Source organism: Bradyrhizobium sp. Pha-3, assembly GCF_042258615.1.
Lineage (GTDB): Bacteria > Pseudomonadota > Alphaproteobacteria > Rhizobiales > Xanthobacteraceae > Bradyrhizobium.
In genome coordinates, this window is the sequence record NZ_CP170152.1 from 3,903,201 (window position 1) to 3,918,862 (window position 15,662).

18 protein-coding genes are annotated in these 15,662 nt (G+C 65.2%); 11 read left to right on the top strand and 7 right to left on the bottom strand.

What is annotated here, in order from left to right:
* Nucleotides 1–5: 5 nt before the first annotated feature.
* Together ACE10Z_RS18320 and ACE10Z_RS18325 are read right to left on the bottom strand one after the other, a co-directional pair.
* Nucleotides 6–923 carry a branched-chain amino acid ABC transporter permease LivH gene (locus ACE10Z_RS18320; RefSeq protein WP_375789161.1) on the bottom strand — a complete coding sequence of 306 codons (918 nt, stop codon included), beginning with the start codon at nt 921–923 and terminating at the stop codon, nt 6–8.
* Between the two features lie 376 nt (nt 924–1,299).
* Nucleotides 1,300–2,058 (bottom strand): hypothetical protein, encoded by a 759-nt coding sequence (locus ACE10Z_RS18325; protein ID WP_375789162.1) that lies wholly within the window; start codon nt 2,056–2,058, stop codon nt 1,300–1,302.
* A gap of 182 nt (nt 2,059–2,240) precedes the next feature.
* On the opposite strand from ACE10Z_RS18325, the gene ACE10Z_RS18330 reads away from it, so the two are divergent.
* Nucleotides 2,241–2,798: a hypothetical protein gene (locus ACE10Z_RS18330; RefSeq protein ID WP_375789163.1), complete on the top strand. Its 558-nt coding sequence runs from the start codon at nt 2,241–2,243 to the stop codon at nt 2,796–2,798.
* Here the strand turns inward: ACE10Z_RS18330 and ACE10Z_RS18335 are convergent.
* The 4 genes from ACE10Z_RS18335 to ACE10Z_RS18350 all read right to left on the bottom strand — a co-directional run bounded on the left by ACE10Z_RS18335 (nt 2,778) and on the right by ACE10Z_RS18350 (nt 5,824).
* Complete coding sequence (locus tag ACE10Z_RS18335) at nt 2,778–3,170, bottom strand: carboxymuconolactone decarboxylase family protein (RefSeq protein WP_375789164.1); 393 nt, start codon at nt 3,168–3,170, stop codon at nt 2,778–2,780. The two genes, ACE10Z_RS18330 and ACE10Z_RS18335, sit on opposite strands and share 21 nt — an antisense overlap.
* 145 nt (nt 3,171–3,315) lie before the next feature.
* On the bottom strand, nt 3,316–4,098 hold the full coding sequence (gene pcaD, locus ACE10Z_RS18340) for a 3-oxoadipate enol-lactonase (RefSeq protein ID WP_375789165.1): 783 nt from the start codon (nt 4,096–4,098) through the stop codon (nt 3,316–3,318).
* A gap of 40 nt (nt 4,099–4,138) precedes the next feature.
* Nucleotides 4,139–4,405 (bottom strand): hypothetical protein, encoded by a 267-nt coding sequence (locus ACE10Z_RS18345; RefSeq protein ID WP_375789166.1) that lies wholly within the window; start codon nt 4,403–4,405, stop codon nt 4,139–4,141.
* A 63-nt stretch (nt 4,406–4,468) separates the two neighbouring features.
* On the bottom strand, nt 4,469–5,824 hold the full coding sequence (locus ACE10Z_RS18350; protein ID WP_375789167.1) for a 3-carboxy-cis,cis-muconate cycloisomerase: 1,356 nt from the start codon (nt 5,822–5,824) through the stop codon (nt 4,469–4,471).
* A gap of 211 nt (nt 5,825–6,035) precedes the next feature.
* Here ACE10Z_RS18350 and ACE10Z_RS18355 point away from each other — a divergent pair, with 211 nt between their 5' ends.
* From ACE10Z_RS18355 to ACE10Z_RS18395, 9 genes are all read left to right on the top strand, one after another.
* Nucleotides 6,036–6,482, top strand: a complete 447-nt coding sequence (locus ACE10Z_RS18355) for a carbon monoxide dehydrogenase subunit G (RefSeq protein WP_016840413.1) — start codon at nt 6,036–6,038, stop codon at nt 6,480–6,482.
* 168 nt (nt 6,483–6,650) lie between these two features.
* Nucleotides 6,651–7,136 carry a (2Fe-2S)-binding protein gene (locus ACE10Z_RS18360; RefSeq protein ID WP_021077804.1) on the top strand — a complete coding sequence of 162 codons (486 nt, stop codon included), beginning with the start codon at nt 6,651–6,653 and terminating at the stop codon, nt 7,134–7,136.
* 37 nt (nt 7,137–7,173) lie between these two features.
* Nucleotides 7,174–7,980, top strand: a complete 807-nt coding sequence (locus ACE10Z_RS18365) for an FAD binding domain-containing protein (RefSeq protein WP_375789168.1) — start codon at nt 7,174–7,176, stop codon at nt 7,978–7,980.
* Between the two features lie 98 nt (nt 7,981–8,078).
* Nucleotides 8,079–8,987 (top strand): AAA family ATPase, encoded by a 909-nt coding sequence (locus ACE10Z_RS18370; protein WP_375789169.1) that lies wholly within the window; start codon nt 8,079–8,081, stop codon nt 8,985–8,987.
* Between the two features lie 159 nt (nt 8,988–9,146).
* On the top strand, nt 9,147–10,349 hold the full coding sequence (locus tag ACE10Z_RS18375; protein WP_375789170.1) for a VWA domain-containing protein: 1,203 nt from the start codon (nt 9,147–9,149) through the stop codon (nt 10,347–10,349).
* A 29-nt stretch (nt 10,350–10,378) separates the two neighbouring features.
* Nucleotides 10,379–10,702 carry an XdhC family protein gene (locus ACE10Z_RS18380; protein ID WP_021077800.1) on the top strand — a complete coding sequence of 108 codons (324 nt, stop codon included), beginning with the start codon at nt 10,379–10,381 and terminating at the stop codon, nt 10,700–10,702.
* 2 nt (nt 10,703–10,704) lie between these two features.
* Nucleotides 10,705–11,406 carry an XdhC family protein gene (locus ACE10Z_RS18385; RefSeq protein ID WP_375789171.1) on the top strand — a complete coding sequence of 234 codons (702 nt, stop codon included), beginning with the start codon at nt 10,705–10,707 and terminating at the stop codon, nt 11,404–11,406.
* A complete protein-coding gene (locus ACE10Z_RS18390; protein ID WP_375789172.1) occupies nt 11,403–13,007 on the top strand; it encodes an NTP transferase domain-containing protein in 1,605 nt (534 codons plus the stop codon). The genes ACE10Z_RS18385 and ACE10Z_RS18390 overlap by 4 nt, the downstream gene beginning before the upstream one ends.
* A 200-nt stretch (nt 13,008–13,207) precedes the next feature.
* Entirely contained in the window at nt 13,208–13,558 is a 351-nt protein-coding gene (locus ACE10Z_RS18395) for a DUF4189 domain-containing protein (RefSeq protein ID WP_375789866.1), read from the top strand.
* A gap of 9 nt (nt 13,559–13,567) precedes the next feature.
* Here ACE10Z_RS18395 and ACE10Z_RS18400 read toward each other — a convergent pair whose 3' ends face one another.
* A complete protein-coding gene (locus ACE10Z_RS18400; protein WP_375789173.1) occupies nt 13,568–14,785 on the bottom strand; it encodes an NAD(P)/FAD-dependent oxidoreductase in 1,218 nt (405 codons plus the stop codon).
* Between the two features lie 193 nt (nt 14,786–14,978).
* Here ACE10Z_RS18400 and ACE10Z_RS18405 point away from each other — a divergent pair, with 193 nt between their 5' ends.
* Nucleotides 14,979–15,389 carry a DUF2000 family protein gene (locus ACE10Z_RS18405; RefSeq protein ID WP_375789174.1) on the top strand — a complete coding sequence of 137 codons (411 nt, stop codon included), beginning with the start codon at nt 14,979–14,981 and terminating at the stop codon, nt 15,387–15,389.
* Nucleotides 15,390–15,662: the final 273 nt, after the last annotated feature.

Sequence of the window (15,662 nt, forward strand, 5' to 3'; positions counted from 1 at the left end):
GCCTGTCAGACTTTTTCGACTTCGGGACGGCCAAGCAGGCCGGTCGGCATGAAGATCAGCACCACGATCAGGATCGAGAACGCGGCGACGTCCTTGTATTCCACCGAGAAATAGGCCGACCAGAACGTCTCGATCAGGCCGATCGCAAGCCCGCCGAGCATCGCGCCCGGCAGCGAGCCGATGCCGCCGAGCACGGCGGCGGTGAACGCCTTGATGCCGGCGACGAAGCCCATGAAGAAATCGACCAGGCCGTAATACAGCAGATACATCATGCCGGCGACGGCGGCGAGCGCGGCGCCGATCACGAAGGTCATCGAGATGGTCCGGTCGACGTCGACGCCGAGCAGTGCGGCCATGGTCTGGTCCTGCTCGCAGGCGCGCATGTCGCGCCCGAGCCGGGTGCGCGACACCAGCCAGGTGAACAGCGCCAGCACCACGATGGTGGCGAGCACGACCATGATCTGGACGTTGGAGAGCTGCACGGCGAAGCCTTGCGCGCCCTCATGCAACGTGTAGCCGCCGGTGATGATCGGCGGCACCGGCTTGACGCGCGCGCCCTGCGACACCTGCGAGAAGTTGGTCAGCACGAACGACATGCCGATCGCCGACAGCATCGGCGCGAGGCGGAACGAATGCCGCAACGGCCGGTAGGCGATGCGCTCGATGGTCCAGCCATAGAGCGCGGTGATCGCCATCGAGACCAGCAGCACGATCAGAAGGATCAGGGGGATCGCGGTGAGGCCGAACGACACCAGCACCAAAAACGAGATCAGCGCGATGAAGCCGCCGATCATGAAGATGTCGCCATGGGCGAAGTTGATCATGCCGACGATGCCGTAGACCATCGTGTAGCCGATGGCGATCAGGCCATAGATCGAACCGAGGACGAGGCCGTTGATCAGTTGCTGGGCGAAATAATCCATGCGCTGCCGTAACTCGAGGGGTGACGCGCCGAGGGCCCCCGGCAGCCTGATCCGTCGCGTCGTGGTATTTTCTAACAGTGGAACCCCGGCGGCGGCAACAGCGCGGCAGCAGCAGAAAGGGCTTGTACATAACTACTTCGGCGGGTGCGGTTCCGATGTCACAGGGTCGACACCTCGTCGCCTTGCAATGATCGCGCCGGAACCCGTGTTCCCCGAGCAACCGCGGCGGCCAGAGAAGCCCGGCGAGCAGCAGGATCCCGGCCGGCAGGGCCACAAGCCCAATCCGCAGCACTCATTCGGGGCAGTTGAGCAGATGCAACAAGAGGGTCTCGCGAACGGCGTAGCCCTCTCTAGCTCATTTGTTTCTGCTTTCTGTTCAGGCCAACTGATCGGCGAAGCGGCCGCGGAAGGCGTATGAACCGAAATGCGTGAGCTCGCTTCGAAGGTCGAGCCAGATCTCTCCGCCGAGGTCGAGCCAGCGCCGGCAGAAGGCGTAGTCTTCGGACAGATACTCGCCGGTCGTCTTGTCGATCATGCATTCGAACAGCGAGACGCGGTCGAGGTCGGCGCGAACCAGGTCGCCGGTGTTCAAGTCGTTGCTCTTGTGGTTCGCCCGATATTTGAGTTCGGGATGGGCATCGCACAGCCTGACGAGGGCGGATCGCTTCATCATCAGGAAGCCGGTGCCGGCATATCGGACCTTGGCGAAGCCATCGCCGCGAGCCGTGACCTGGTCGCCCTCCCATGTGACGACATAATCCAGCGAGGATGACGCGAGGTTTTGCCGCTTGGCCTCCGCAGCCCGCTGCACCTTTGCCCAATCGATGTGCTTGAGCGGGTAGGCCGCGGCCGAAACATCGGCGCCGCAATCCAGCAGCCGGAAGACGGCCTCGGGTTCGAACCCGATATCGGCATCGATGAACAGGAGATGGCTGGCGCCGGATACAAGGAACTGGTGGGCCAGTTCGTTCCGGGCGCGGACGATCAGCGATTCGTTTCCGATCAGGTGGAACTGGATGTCGATGCCCCGGGCAGTGGCCACAGCCTGAAGCTTCAGGGCGGACAGCACGTAGGCCATCTTCAGGTCGCCCCCGAAACAGGGCGTCGCGACGAAAACGCGGGTTCTTTCGGTCATTTTACCCCCTTCATCTCGGCCGGCGCAGGTGCCGGCCGGGCCCGATCGCATCGATCCGGAACCATCGCACCGCGCTTAACCTTAACAAAGGGTTTAAATTGCCGCCGGCAATCGATCGGCGTTACCTCGCAGGCTGAACCGTCGCCGATCCAAAAGGCGCCGGAGAGAAACGGGAAGCGGCAATGTCGAGCAACTGGCGGATCAGCTCCTTCAACGGCGCGCTGCTTGCGGCCTATTTCATTCCGGTCTGGACCATCATCGCCTTCAGCATCATGGTGTCGCCGATCCACGGCCTCTATGAGCGGCCGAGCGTGTCGATCGCGTTCTATGCCAGCGACTATCTGCACCTCGGCAAGATGACGACGGTGCGGCTGGCATGGCTGCTGGCGCTGGCGCGGATCACCGTGGTGGCGTTCTTCGGGGTCTTCCTCGCGATGGCCGCGTTCTCGCCGTTGCGCAAGACCAGCAGCGGCGCCGACGAGGCGCTGGCGGTGGCGCTCTGCCTCGGCAGCGTGCTGAGCTTCGCCAGCATGATGATGGCCTCGAAGGTCGGCGAGATCGAAGCGTTGCGCATGCATGCGGCCGAGCTTCTGATGCTGCTCGGCACCGCGATCGTGATGCTGTTCGAGACCTCGCCGAAGCGAACCGCCGAGTCGTCCGCTGCCAAGTCGTCCACTGCCAAGGCACCTGCCGCCGAGACGGGCGCACCGGCGGGCGGGCTATCCCTTCAGCAGCCCTAGTTCGGCGATGATCGCGCCGGCTTCCTTGACGGCGTGATTGGCCGCGGGCACGCCGCAATAGATCGCCTGCTGCAGCAGGATCTCCTTGATGTCCTCGGGCGTGAAGCCGCCTTCGCTGAGCGCTGCGCGCACATGCAGGCGGAATTCGTCCCACTGGCCGAGTGCGACCATGGTGCCGATCACCAGCACGCGGCGCGTGCGGTGATCGAAATGCGGCCGGGTCCAGATATCGCCCCAGGCATAGCGCGTGATCAGGTCCTGGAAGTCGGTGTTGAACGCGTTGCGGTTCTTGATCGACTTGTCGACCCATTCATCGCCAAGCACCTTGCGGCGCTGTGTCATGCCGTCGTCACGGCGCTGATTGTCGTCCATGGATGTCTCCTCATGAAATCGTAGCCCGGATGGAGCGAAGCGCAATCCGGGGCTTCAGCCTCCGCCACAAAGACCCGTCCCGGATTTCGCTTCGCTGCATCCGGGCTACGCAGCTCTTGCGGTACTCCGCTCGCAATGAGGGCTATTACCGTTGCGTCAGGAAGCCGACCACGGCTTCGGTGAAGGCGTGCGATTGCTCGACATTGGAGATGTGCGCGGCATCGAGCAGCGTCATGCTGGCACCGGGAATGAGGCTCCGGATCATCTCGCCCGCCGACACCGGCGTTGCCATGTCCTGCTTTCCCGCGATCACCAGGGTCGGGCTCTTGATCCTGGGTAGCAGCGCGCGCTGGTCGAGCGTCGACAGCGCCTCGCAGCAGGCGAGATAGCCCTCGACGGGAGAGGCCAGCAGCATCGCCTTCATCCGTGCCGTGGTCTCCGGCTCGCGTTCGCGGAAGTCGGCGGTCAGCCAGCCCGCGATCACGGTGTCGGCGACGGCGGCAATGCCGCCTTCCTTCACGGCCTTGATGCGGTTCAGCCAGTTGGTCGGATCGGGATAGTAGCAGGCGGTGTTGGCGAGGATGATCTTGCCGAATCTCTCGGGGGCATTGGCGCCGAGCCATTGCCCGACCATGCCGCCCATCGACAGGCCGCACCAATGCACCTTCTCGATGTTGAGGTCGTCGAGGATCGCGAGCACGTCGCGGCCGAACCGCTCCATCGAGTAGGGGCCGGCGGGCACGCCGGATTTGCCGTGGCCGCGACGATCGTAGCGGATGACGCGGAACATCTGCGTCAGCGCCCGCATCTGCGGCTCCCACATCTGCAAGGTGCAGCCCAGCGAGTTCGACAGCATCAAGGTCGGCCCGCCGTCACGGCCATCCACCTGGACGTTGAGCAGGCATCCGTCGGCGTTGATCATCGGCATCTTGCACTCCTTGTCATAAAGCAGGCTTCGGTTGCTCCGGTTAGCGCTGCGCGGCCAAAAGGTCGACCAGTTCGCGCCAACGCCAGTCCATCTCCTGCCTCATCTGCTTGTCATAGTCAGGGTCCCTAGAGCGTATGTCGATGTCGTCGGCGAAGTGGCGCAACCTCATCCACGACGTGTTGGCGGCCTTTTCGACAATTCGGTCTTTTAGATCGAACGTGATGGTTCGAACGTATTGAACATCAATGTTCTCACCTGACGCGGCTCGCTTCAGTGTTTCAATGAGCATATCGATGCCTTCGGTCATAAGCCACTTTTGCGCGTTGATTACGATGTAAGGTTTGGCATCTGCCTTCGCATCGACCGATTTTCAGGACGCGTCGAGCGAGGCGAGCAGGCGGTCGATCAGCGCCTGCGAGGCGCCCTGATAGGCCATCGGCTCGAACAGTCCCGCGATACGCTTTGTGTCGAGATGCGCGGTGACCTTGGCATCCGCCGACAGCACGTCGCGCAGATGCTTGTTCTCCGCGACCGCTTTCTTGCTGGCGGCCTCGATCAGATGATGGGCGTCGCTCTTGCCGATCTTTTCGGCTAGCGCAAAGGTGACGGCTTCCGCCATGATCAACCCGTGAGTTGCATCGAGATTGGCACGCATCCGCGCCGCATCGATCTCGAGGCCTTCGGCGAGATCGACGATGGCGGCAAGTGCGCCCGAAGTCACCAGCATCAGGCCGGGCAGTGTCGGCCATTCCGCATGCCACGGGCCGGCGCTGCGCTCATGGTCCTGCACCTGCGCGGCGAAGATCGTCGCGGCGAGGTTCGGCGCAATGGTCGCGGCGCCGAGTGCGCTGGCGGCTGCGACCGGATTGCGCTTGTGCGGCATGGTTGAGGAGCCGCCGCGGCCGGCGCCGGCGGGCTCGAAGGCTTCACCGACATCGGTCTGCATCATCAGCGAGACGTCGCGCGCGATCTTGCCGCAGCTGCCGGCGAGGATCGCAAGCACCGACGCGGCCTCCGCGATGCGGTCGCGCTGGGTGTGCCAGGGCGCATCGGGCAGGGGCAGGTCGAGCTCTGTCGCAAGGCGAACTGCGACCGCCAGGCCCTTGTCGCCGAGCGCGGCGAGCGTGCCTGCGGCGCCGCCGAATTGCACGGCCAGCGTCTCACGGCGCAGGCGCAGCAAGCGCCTGCGGGAGCGATGCAGGGCCGCGGCATATTCGGCAAGCTTGAGGCCGAACGGCATCGGCAGCGCATGCTGCAGCCAGGTCCGCGCCACCACTGCGGTGTCACGATGGGCACGGGCAAGCCTGGCAAAGCCCGCAACGGCGCGGTCGAGGTCGGCGAGCAGCGCATCGATGCCGGCGCGCAGCGACAGCATGGTCGCGGTGTCGATGACGTCCTGGCTGGTCGCACCCCAATGCACGTAGCGCGCCGCCTCGGCATCCGCCTTGGCGACATTGGCGGTGAGGTCCTTCACCAGCGGGATCGCCAGATTGCCGGATCGCGTCGCGGCATCGGCCAGCGCGGCGAGGTCGAATGATTCGGCCTTGCAGGCCGCGGCGATCGGGCCGGCGCTGGCTGCGGGAATCACGCCGCAGGCCACCTCGGCGCGGGCCAGCGCGGCCTCGAAATCCAGCATGTTTTGCAGGGTGGCGGCGTCGTCGCACACCCCGCGCATCGCGGCGCTCGACAGCATCGGCGCAAGCAGGGGGGAGAGGGCTGTGCTCATGGCGCGCGACCTAACCACTCCCGCGGCTCCCTGCCAATGCCCCGGAGCTGCCGCAATTTTCGACAGCGCCGATCGCGCGATTTTGTGAACGGCGGAGAAGTCTTGCTGCGGTTGCGAATATGCATCGCTCATCCTCCGAAGGTGCCCTTTCCTTTGCGCCCCGGCTGCTTTACTTGGGGGAAAAGGTTTCTTGCGATCGAGGAGGTCCCCCATGGCCATGACGATGACCGGCGAAGTCCAGCTTGCAGCGCCGCGCCAGGCTGTGTGGGACAAGCTCAACGATCCCGAGGTGCTGAAGGCCTGCATTCCCGGCTGCGAAGAGCTGGAGAAGACCGACGAGGGCGGCTTCCGCGCCACCGCCAAGATGAAGGTCGGCCCGGTCTCCGCCCGCTTCAAGGGCAAGGTCACCTTGAGCGACCTCGATCCGCCGAACGGCTACAAGATCTCGGGTGAAGGCGAGGGCGGGGTCGCCGGCTTCGCCAAGGGCGGCGCCACCGTCGGCCTTGCCGACAAGGATGGCGGCACGCTGCTGAGCTACAACGTAGAGGCGCAGATCGGCGGCAAGCTCGCCCAGCTCGGCCAGCGCCTGATCAACGGCGCCGCCAAGAAGCTGGCCGACGAATTCTTTGCAAATTTCGCCAAGGCGGTACAAGGTTAGCCCCGCAGGCGGGCCGGATCATTCAGGCCCCGCCGTGCCTTGCCGTTATGTCCTGGGTGGGTGGCTCGAAAGGTTGCCCATCGCGGGGCGCGCCCATATTATGCCGTCTGGAATGATTTTAAACCGCCTGCTTCGCCTATATGCGGTGGGGCAGATAAGAGAGTGCTGATGGCCAAGATTTCAATGATCGTGAACGGCAACCCCGTTAACGCGAATGTCGACCCCCGTACCCTTCTGGTCCAGTTTCTGCGCGAAAACCTGCGGCTGACGGGTACCCATGTCGGCTGCGACACCTCGCAGTGCGGCGCCTGCGTCGTGCATCTGGACGGCAAGGCGGTGAAGTCGTGCACGACGCTTGCGGTGATGGCCGACGGTCATGAGGTCAAGACCATCGAGGGGCTGGCGGCCGATGGTGCGCCGCTGCATCCGATGCAGGAGGCCTTCCGCGAGCATCACGGCCTGCAATGCGGCTTCTGCACGCCGGGCATGATCATGACCGCCGTCGACTTGGTGCATCGCAAGGGCCACGACCTCTCCGACGAGGTGATCCGCGAGGAGCTGGAAGGCAATCTGTGCCGCTGCACCGGCTACCAGAACATCGTTGCTTCGATCGCCGCCGGCGCCAAGGCGATGGCCAAATCGGATCTCGCCTAATCAGCAATTCGTCGCGACAAGCGATCAGGACATTCCAATGTACGAATTCAAATATCATCGCCCCGGGACCGTGCGGCAGGCCGCCAACCTCCTGGTGAAGAACGAGGACGCCAAGCTGATCGCCGGCGGTCATACGCTGGTGCCGGTCATGAAGCAGCGGCTCGCGAGCCCGCCGCATCTGGTCGACCTCTCCCACATCGAAGGTCTCGACACGATCGAGATGAAGGGCCGCTCGCTGGTGATCGGCGCCACCGCCAAGCACGCCGAGGTCGCGAACTCGGCGATCGTCGGCGAGGCGATCCCGGCGCTCGCCGAGCTGGCCGGCCTGATCGGCGATCCCGCCGTGCGCCACCGCGGCACCATCGGCGGCTCGCTCGCCAACAACGACCCGACCGCCGACTATCCGGCCGCGGTGCTGGCGCTGGGTGCGACCATCGTCACCAACAAGCGCCGGCTCAAGGCCGAGGAGTATTTCCAGGGCCTGTTCTCGACTGCGCTGGAGGCCGACGAGATCATCACCAAGGTGATGTTCCCGCTGCCGAAGAAGGCGGCCTACATCAAGTTCCGCAACCAGGCCTCGCGTTATGCGTTGGTCGGTGTGTTCGTGGCCAAGCGTCCATCCGACGTGCGGGTCGCGGTCACCGGTGCGGGCTCCGACGGCGTGTTCCGCGTGGCCGCGTTCGAGGAGGCGCTGAAGAAGCGCTTCTCGCACAAGGTGCTCGACGGCATCGCGGTTCCCTCCGACGGGCTGAACAGCGACCTGCACGGCAGTGCGGAATACCGCGCGCATCTGATCGGCGTTCTGACGCGCCGGGCGGTGGAAGCCGCCAACGCCAAGGACTAGATCCAAGGGACCAGACAAGGGACTAGATCCGAACTGGATCCCAAGGACTAGATCTAACGCGTGATTTTGCTAACCCCTGTTCGAAGACTGGCTGTTCCATGAGTGCATCGGCGTTACCCACTTCCGTCGATGCGCTCGAGGATCTCCTGACGTCGCGCGGCTATCTCGCCGAACGCTCGCTTGCGACCGTGACCTATCTTGCGCTGCGCATGGGGCGGCCGCTGTTCCTCGAAGGCGAGGCCGGCGTCGGCAAGACCGAGATCGCAAAGGTCCTGTCGGCGGCGCTCGGCCGCAAGCTGATCCGCCTGCAATGCTATGAAGGCCTCGATGTCGCCTCCGCCGTCTATGAGTGGAGCAGCGCGGCGCAGATGATCGCGATCCGGCTCGCGGAAGCATCCGGCGATACCGATCGCGACCAGCTCGCGAGTGACATCTTCGCCGAGCGCTTCCTGATCAAGCGGCCGCTGTTGCAGGCGCTCGAACCCGATGTCGCTGGCCCCCCGGTGCTGCTGATCGACGAGCTCGACCGCGCCGACGAGGCGTTCGAGGCGTATCTGTTGGAAATCCTCAGCGACTTCCAGGTCACGATCCCCGAGCTCGGCACCGTGAAGGCGCCGGCGCCGCCGATCGTGATCATCACCTCGAACCGCACCCGCGAGATCCACGACGCGCTGAAGCGCCGCTGCCTCTATCACTGGGTAGATTATCCCACAGCCGACCGCGAGCTTGCGATCGTCAAGTCGCGGGTGCCGAACATTTCCGCGAAGCTGTCGCAGCAGGTGGTCCGCTTCGTGCAGGCGCTGCGCAACCAGGATTTCTACAAGTCGCCGGGCGTCGCCGAGACCATCGACTGGGCCACCGCGCTGTCCGAGCTCGACGCGCGCTCGCTGACGCCGCAGGTGGTCGGCGACACGCTGGGTGCGCTGCTGAAATACCAGGATGACATCGCGCGGATGCAGGGCGATGCGCTGCAGAAGACATTGAAGGAAGCGACGAGCGAGACGTAAGTCGCGCGTGTCACAACAACGTTCGTCATTCCCCGATGCGCAATTGCGCATCTGAGGATACGCCGTCAGGCGCAGGCCCGGAATCCATAACCACCATCGTGAGTATGGATTCCGGGCTCTCGCTTCGCTAGCCCCGGAATGACGGGAGTGGATAGTTCGATGCCGATCAACCACCTCGCGCCTCCGACCGGCCACATGGCCGACAACGTGATCGGCTTCGCCCGCGCGCTGCGGGCGGCCGGGCTTCCCGTCGGGCCGGGCTCGGTGATCGATGCGCTCGACGCGCTGCAGCTGATCGAGGTCGGCTATCGCTTAGACTTCTACGCCACGCTGGAAGCGATCTTCGTCAAGCGCCACGAGCATGCGCTGATCTTCCGCCAGGCCTTCGAGCTGTTCTTCCGCGCCGCCGAGGAGTGGAAGAGCATGCTGGATTCCGTCCCGCTGCCCGACCACGCCAAGAAGAAGCCGCCGCCGGCCTCGCGCCGCGTCCAGGAGGCGATGGCGCAGCCGGCGAAGAGCGAGGAGCGGCCGCAGGCCCAGGAGCAGGAGCTGAAGCTCTCGGTCTCCGACAAGGAGGTGCTGCAGAAGAAGGATTTCGCGCAGATGACCGCGGCGGAGATCGCCGAGGTGACGCGCGAGATCGCCAAGATGCGGCTGCCGCAGGCCGAGCTCGTCACCCGCCGCTACCAGCCGGATGCGCGCGGCTTGCGGCTCGACATGCGCCGCACCGTGCGCAACTCGCTGCGCACCGGCGGCGAGATCATCGATATCAGGAAGCTCGGCCGGATCGAGAAGCCGGCGCCGATCGTGGCGCTGCTCGATATCTCCGGTTCGATGAGCGAGTACACCCGCCTGTTCCTGCACTTCCTGCACGCCATCACCGACTACCGCAAGCGGGTCTCGGTATTCCTGTTCGGCACCCGCCTGACCAACGTGACGCGCGCGTTACGGGCGCGTGACCCCGACGAGGCGCTGGCGAGCTGCACGTCCTCGGTCGAGGACTGGGCCGGCGGGACGCGGATCGCGACCTCGCTGCACACCTTCAACCAGCTCTGGGCCCGCCGGGTGCTGGGGCAGGGCGCCATCGTCCTCCTTATATCCGATGGACTAGAACGGGAGGCCGATGCCAAACTGGCCTTCGAGATGGACCGATTGCACCGTTCCTGCCGCCGCCTGATCTGGCTCAACCCGCTGCTGCGTTATTCGGGCTTCGAGGCCAAGGCCCAGGGCATCAAAATGATGCTGCCCCACGTTGACGAATTTCGCCCGGTGCATAACTTGACGTCCATCAAGGGCTTGATCGGGGCGCTGTCATCCCCGCCGCCGGCGCACCACCGCAGCCTGATCCGCTCTGTAGCCTAAGAAGCCTGACCCGATAGCAGGAGGCCACCATGCTGAACCGCGACGAAGACATCCTGCAAGCCGCCGAGACCTGGCAGAAGCAGGGCCATGGCGTGGCGCTCGCCACCGTGGTCGAGACCTGGGGCTCGGCGCCGCGCCCGGCCGGCTCGAGCCTCGTCATCAATGACGACGGCACGTTCTTAGGCAGCGTTTCCGGCGGCTGCGTCGAGGGCGCCGTCGTCACCGAGGCGCTCGACGTGATCGCGAGCGGCCAGCCAAAAATGCTCGAATTCGGCGTCGCCGACGAGACGGCCTGGAATGTCGGCCTGTCCTGCGGCGGCACCATCCGCGTGTTCGTCGAGAAGGTCGGTTAGCCGTGAAACTCGAGATTTTGAAAGAGCTGAACGCCGAACGCGCCGCGCGCCGGCCGGTCATCATCGTCACCGACACCGCCAACGGCGAGCAGCGCCTGGTCAAGGCTGCGGACATCGCCGCCGATCCGCTGTGCGCCGAACTTTCAAAGCAGCTCAGGATGGGCAAGAGCGGCAATGTCGAGGTCGCGGACAGGAAGCTGTTCCTCAACGTCTACGCGCCGACGGCAAAGCTCGTGATCATCGGCGCGGTCCATATCAGCCAGGCCTTGGCGCCGCTGGCACGCTCGCTCGACTATGACGTGACGGTGGTCGATCCGCGCACGGCGTTTGCAAGCCCGGAGCGCTTCCCCGACGTGCCGCTGGCCGCCGAATGGCCCGACGTCGCGCTGCCGCCGCTCAACGTCGATCACTACACCGCGTTCGTCGCGGTGACGCATGATCCGAAGATCGACGATCCGGCGCTGCTGCACGCCTTCGACCGCGACTGCTTCTACATCGGCGCGCTCGGCTCACGGAAGACGCACGCCAAGCGCGCCGAGCGGCTGCGCGCGCAGGGCGCCAAGGACAGCGACATCGCGCGGATCCACGCGCCGATCGGGCTCGACATCGGCGCGGTGTCGCCGGCCGAGATCGCGGTCGCGATCATGGCCGAGATCACCGCGCAGCTGCGCTTGCCCCCCAAAGAAAAAGAAGAAGCGGCATGAAGTTCGGTCCCGCCAGTCCGGCCGACGCGATTGGCGGCGTCACCGTGCATACGCTCCGCCAGGGTACGCTGGTGCTCAAGAAGGGCACCACGATCGGCCCTGACGAGGTCGAGGCGCTGACCAAAGCCGGCGTCAAGGACGTCGTCGTGGTGCGGCTGGAGGAGGGCGACGTCTCCGAGGACGTCGCGGCCGCCAGCATCGCGCAGGCGGTAGCGGGCGAGGGCGTCAATGTCGAGCGCGCCTTCACCGGCCGCGCCAATCTGTTCGCGGCGCGCCCCGGCGTGCTGGTGGTCGACCGTGCCGCGGTCGACCGCATCAATGGCGTCGACGAGGCGATCACCTTCGCAACGCTGGCGGCGTTCAAGCCGGTGGTCGAAGGCGAGATGATCGCGACCGTCAAGCTGATCCCGTTCGGCGTCGAGGGCCGCTTACGCGATGCCGCCGTGGCCGTCGCCGGCAAGGACACGCTGCGCATCGCGCCTTACGTGATCCGGAAGGTCGGCGTGGTCTCGACGCTGCTGCCGGGCCTCGCGCCGAAAGTGATCGACAAGACGCTGCGCGTCACCGCCGAGCGGCTCGCGCCGGCCGGCGCCACCATCATCGCCGAGCGCCGGGTGCCGCATGACGAGACCGTGCTCGCGGCCTCGATCAAGGAATTGCTTGGCCTCGGGGCCGAGCTCGTCATCGTGTTCGGCGCATCGGCGATCGCCGACCGCCGCGATGTGATCCCGGCCGCCATCAGCGAGATCGGCGGCGCGATCGAGCATTTCGGCATGCCGGTCGATCCCGGCAATCTGCTGCTGATCGGCAGCGCCGGCGGCGTGCCGGTGCTGGGCGCGCCGGGCTGCGCGCGCTCGCCGGTCGAGAACGGCTTTGACTGGGTGCTGATGCGGCTGCTCGCCGGCATCAAGGTGACGCGGTCGGATCTCACCGGCATGGGCGTCGGCGGTCTTCTCATGGAGATCGTGACGCGGCCGCAGCCGCGTACCGTCCCCGACACCGAAGGCAACCGCAATGTCGCGGCGATCGTGCTCGCCGCCGGCCGTTCGACCCGGATGGGCGGCCCGAACAAGCTGCTCGCCGAGCTCGACGGCAAGAAGCTCGCGCGCATCGTCGCCGAGCAGGCGCTGGCCTCGAAAGCCTCGGAGGTGATCGTCGTCACCGGACACCAGGCCGACCTGGTCGAGCAGGCGCTGGCCGATCTCAAGGTCAAGTTCGTCCGCAACCCGGATTTCGCCGGCGGCCTCGCCAGCTCGGTGAAGGCCGGCATCTCTGCCGTCTCCGACAGCACCGACGGCGCGGTGGTCTGCCTCGGCGACATGCCGCTGATCGATGCGAAGCTGATCGATCGCCTGATCGAAAACTTTGCCCCTGACCGCGGCCATCTGATCGCAGTCCCAGTCTGTGAGGGCCGGCGCGGCAATCCGGTCTTGTGGTCGCGGCGTTTCTTCAAGGAATTGATGACGCTCGACGGCGACATCGGCGCGCGTCATCTGATCGCCAAGCATGCCGAGGTGGTCGCCGAGGTCCCGGTCGAAGGCAACAGCGCCTTCCTCGACATCGACACGCCGCAGGCGCTGGAAGCGGCAAGGCGCGGCTAGGTCCATCCGTCGTCGTCCCTGCCTAGTGCGCAATTGCGCACTAGGCAGGGACGACGAGCAGATAGAGTTCGCCGTCAACCCGTCATTCACCATCTGGAAACGACCCCTGCGTACAGTCCGCGCCGGACTTTGGGGATTTCCGCTTGATCATTTCGACTGCCGCCGCGCAGCGCCGCGCGCTGACGATTCTCGTCCTGACATTGCTGCTCGGTGCCACGCGTTTCTCCGTGGAAACCTTCATCCCCAAGGCTCACGCCGCCGGCGCTTTCGCGGTCGGCAAGTGCGGGGCGTATGGCCAGGCCTACGACTATCCGGCGGAGGGCGCGGCGCGCGCCGCGGCGCTGAAGCAGTGCAAGGGCGATTGCACCACCGTTACCATGAAGCGCGCCTGTGCCGCGCTCGCGATCGACATGAAAAATCCCTGCGGCGCCCATGGCTATGCGGTGGCGCCGAAGATCTCCAGCTCGCTCAATGCCGCGACCAAGAAATGCTACGACTATGGCGGCAAGGAATGCGTGATCCGCGCCTGGGCCTGCGACGCCAAGGGGTAGGCGGTGCGCTCAGACGGCGCCGTAGAAGTGTCGATATTGCCAGGCGGCGTCGCTCTGCAATTGGTCCTCAGACCACGATTGATCCTTGAACCGCGTGACCGACATCGGCGATAGATCGACCGGCGGCTTGCCGTCCACGATCCAGGCTGCAAGCGCCTCGCCGACAGTCGGCGAGATCGACAGACCGGCGACGTTACACCCGCTTGCAAAATAGAAACCGGTCGTGTCGGTGGCCGGGCCAAGAATATGATGGCCGTCGGCGGTCATCGTCGGAATGCCGCCGCGAAATTCCCGCACCTTGGCGGTTTGCAGGAACGGCAGCTGATCCTTCACCTCACTGGCGGCTGCATGAAGCACGTCGATGTCGAGCGGCATGTCCTTGACGTCGAAGCCGGCCCCCAGCGACTGCATGTCGAAGAAGCGCGGCGATTCCTCGTAGACACCCCACAGGAAGCCGTCTTGGCACGGGCGCATATACACCGCGGCATCCATGATGCGGATCATCGGCAAGTCGGCACGCGCGCCATCCAAGGGCTCGGTGACGATCAACTGCTGCCGGGTCGGCACGAGCGGCACGCGAATCCCGCTTGCCTCGGCGACCTGCCGCGTCCACGCACCGGCCGCATCGACAACCACTGGACTTTCGATGACGCCGTTTGCCGTGGTCACGCCGATCACGTTGCCGCCGATGATATTGACGGCGCGTACGTCGGTCTTCGGTAGCAAGGTTGCACCGTGGGCCGCCGCGGCCCTGGCGAAGCCGACGGCCACTTGCGCCGGGTCGAAATAGCGGTCGTCGCCGATCCGCATCGCGGCGACGACACCGGCCGGCTGCAAGAACGGATTAAGTTGGCTCGCCTGCTCCGGAGTGATCAGTTCGACATCGAGGCCCATGCGGTGCCCGCGCTCAAAGTCATCCCTGATCACCTCGGCGTCCTGTGGCCGACGCGCGATCTTCAGGCTGCCCGAATGCACCCAGTCGAGCGGCTGGCCGGTTTCTTCCGTGAATGCCTCGATCTTGCGGCACGCGTCCTTGATGAGGCCAATCATCAGGTCGCTCTTGCGTGCGCAACTCACCATGCCTGCTGCTCGCGGCGAGGTTTGCGATCCGATCTCATGCTTGTCGACAAGGGCGACGCTGAGATCGCCGCGCTTGCTCAAGTAATACGCTGTGGCCGCGCCCAATCCGCCCGAACCAATAACAACAACATCGGCCCTGCTGATCATGTGCAACGCCTTGAATTGTGCTGATGGTAATCGAATGCTCGAAGCCTACTACGCGGCCCAGGACCTGACTATGGCTTTCCGGCGCATTTGGAAGCAGACGTTCAAGCCTTTGTCGCGGGCGCGGAACGGCAGGTTCCGGCCGTCGGTGGAATCCGACTGGCGTTGCTCGCGGCTCTCCGGATAAGCTCCCGCCATGCAGTTCGATACCAAGATCGCGGTCGTGATCCGCACCGACCTGGAAGTCTGGCAGAAGCTCAACGTGGCGTCGTTCCTCGCCGGTGGCATCGCCGCTTCGTTTCCCGAATGCATCGGCGAGAATTACCAGGACGGCTCGGGGACGAAGTATCTGTCCCTGATCGGCCAGCCGATCCTGATCTACGGCGCCGACCCTGCGCAGTTGTCACGCGCGCTGGAGCGAGCGTTGGCGCGCGACGTGCGGCCGGCGCTCTACACCGAGGACATGTTCAAGACCACGCATGACGCCGCCAACCGCGAGGTGGTGAGGGCGGTGGCACGCACTGAACTCAATCTGGTCGGCCTTGCCTTTCGCGCCGAGCGGAAGGTGGTCGACAAGATCCTCGATGGGTTGAAGTTTCATACGTAGCCCCCAGCGCACGCTAGCGCCTCGGCGCGTGGGCGGAGCAGGGCGTCGGTGCACCGGAGCCATGGGTGCAATTGGCACCCGGCTTTCCCTGCGTCCCCACCCACACTGTCATCGCCCGGCCTGTGCGCAATTGCGCACAAGGACCGGGCGATCCAGTACGCCGCGGCCTCTCGGCTTAAGCACTGGCGTCTCTGGAAGACTGGATCACCCGCATGCGCGGGTGATGACACCGAACTATGACGGCGAGAGATGGGGTTCAGGCGCGGCCTGACG

Bases quoted from the DNA above. Each gene is read 5' to 3' on its own strand.
- ACE10Z_RS18325 (WP_375789162.1), bottom strand. From the start codon at position 2,058: ATGACCGAAAGAACCCGCGTTTTCGTCGCGACGCCCTGTTTCGGGGGC.
- ACE10Z_RS18405 (WP_375789174.1), top strand. From the start codon at position 14,979: ATGCAGTTCGATACCAAGATCGCGGTCGTGATCCGCACCGACCTGGAA.
- ACE10Z_RS18330 (WP_375789163.1), top strand. From the start codon at position 2,241: ATGTCGAGCAACTGGCGGATCAGCTCCTTCAACGGCGCGCTGCTTGCG.
- ACE10Z_RS18355 (WP_016840413.1), top strand. From the start codon at position 6,036: ATGGCCATGACGATGACCGGCGAAGTCCAGCTTGCAGCGCCGCGCCAG.
- ACE10Z_RS18380 (WP_021077800.1), top strand. From the start codon at position 10,379: ATGCTGAACCGCGACGAAGACATCCTGCAAGCCGCCGAGACCTGGCAG.
- ACE10Z_RS18320 (WP_375789161.1), bottom strand. From the start codon at position 923: ATGGATTATTTCGCCCAGCAACTGATCAACGGCCTCGTCCTCGGTTCG.
- ACE10Z_RS18400 (WP_375789173.1), bottom strand. From the start codon at position 14,785: ATGATCAGCAGGGCCGATGTTGTTGTTATTGGTTCGGGCGGATTGGGC.
- ACE10Z_RS18390 (WP_375789172.1), top strand. From the start codon at position 11,403: ATGAAGTTCGGTCCCGCCAGTCCGGCCGACGCGATTGGCGGCGTCACC.
- ACE10Z_RS18370 (WP_375789169.1), top strand. From the start codon at position 8,079: ATGAGTGCATCGGCGTTACCCACTTCCGTCGATGCGCTCGAGGATCTC.
- ACE10Z_RS18345 (WP_375789166.1), bottom strand. From the start codon at position 4,405: ATGACCGAAGGCATCGATATGCTCATTGAAACACTGAAGCGAGCCGCG.
- ACE10Z_RS18375 (WP_375789170.1), top strand. From the start codon at position 9,147: ATGCCGATCAACCACCTCGCGCCTCCGACCGGCCACATGGCCGACAAC.
- pcaD (WP_375789165.1), bottom strand. From the start codon at position 4,098: ATGCCGATGATCAACGCCGACGGATGCCTGCTCAACGTCCAGGTGGAT.
- ACE10Z_RS18360 (WP_021077804.1), top strand. From the start codon at position 6,651: ATGGCCAAGATTTCAATGATCGTGAACGGCAACCCCGTTAACGCGAAT.
- ACE10Z_RS18365 (WP_375789168.1), top strand. From the start codon at position 7,174: ATGTACGAATTCAAATATCATCGCCCCGGGACCGTGCGGCAGGCCGCC.
- ACE10Z_RS18350 (WP_375789167.1), bottom strand. From the start codon at position 5,824: ATGAGCACAGCCCTCTCCCCCCTGCTTGCGCCGATGCTGTCGAGCGCC.
- ACE10Z_RS18335 (WP_375789164.1), bottom strand. From the start codon at position 3,170: ATGGACGACAATCAGCGCCGTGACGACGGCATGACACAGCGCCGCAAG.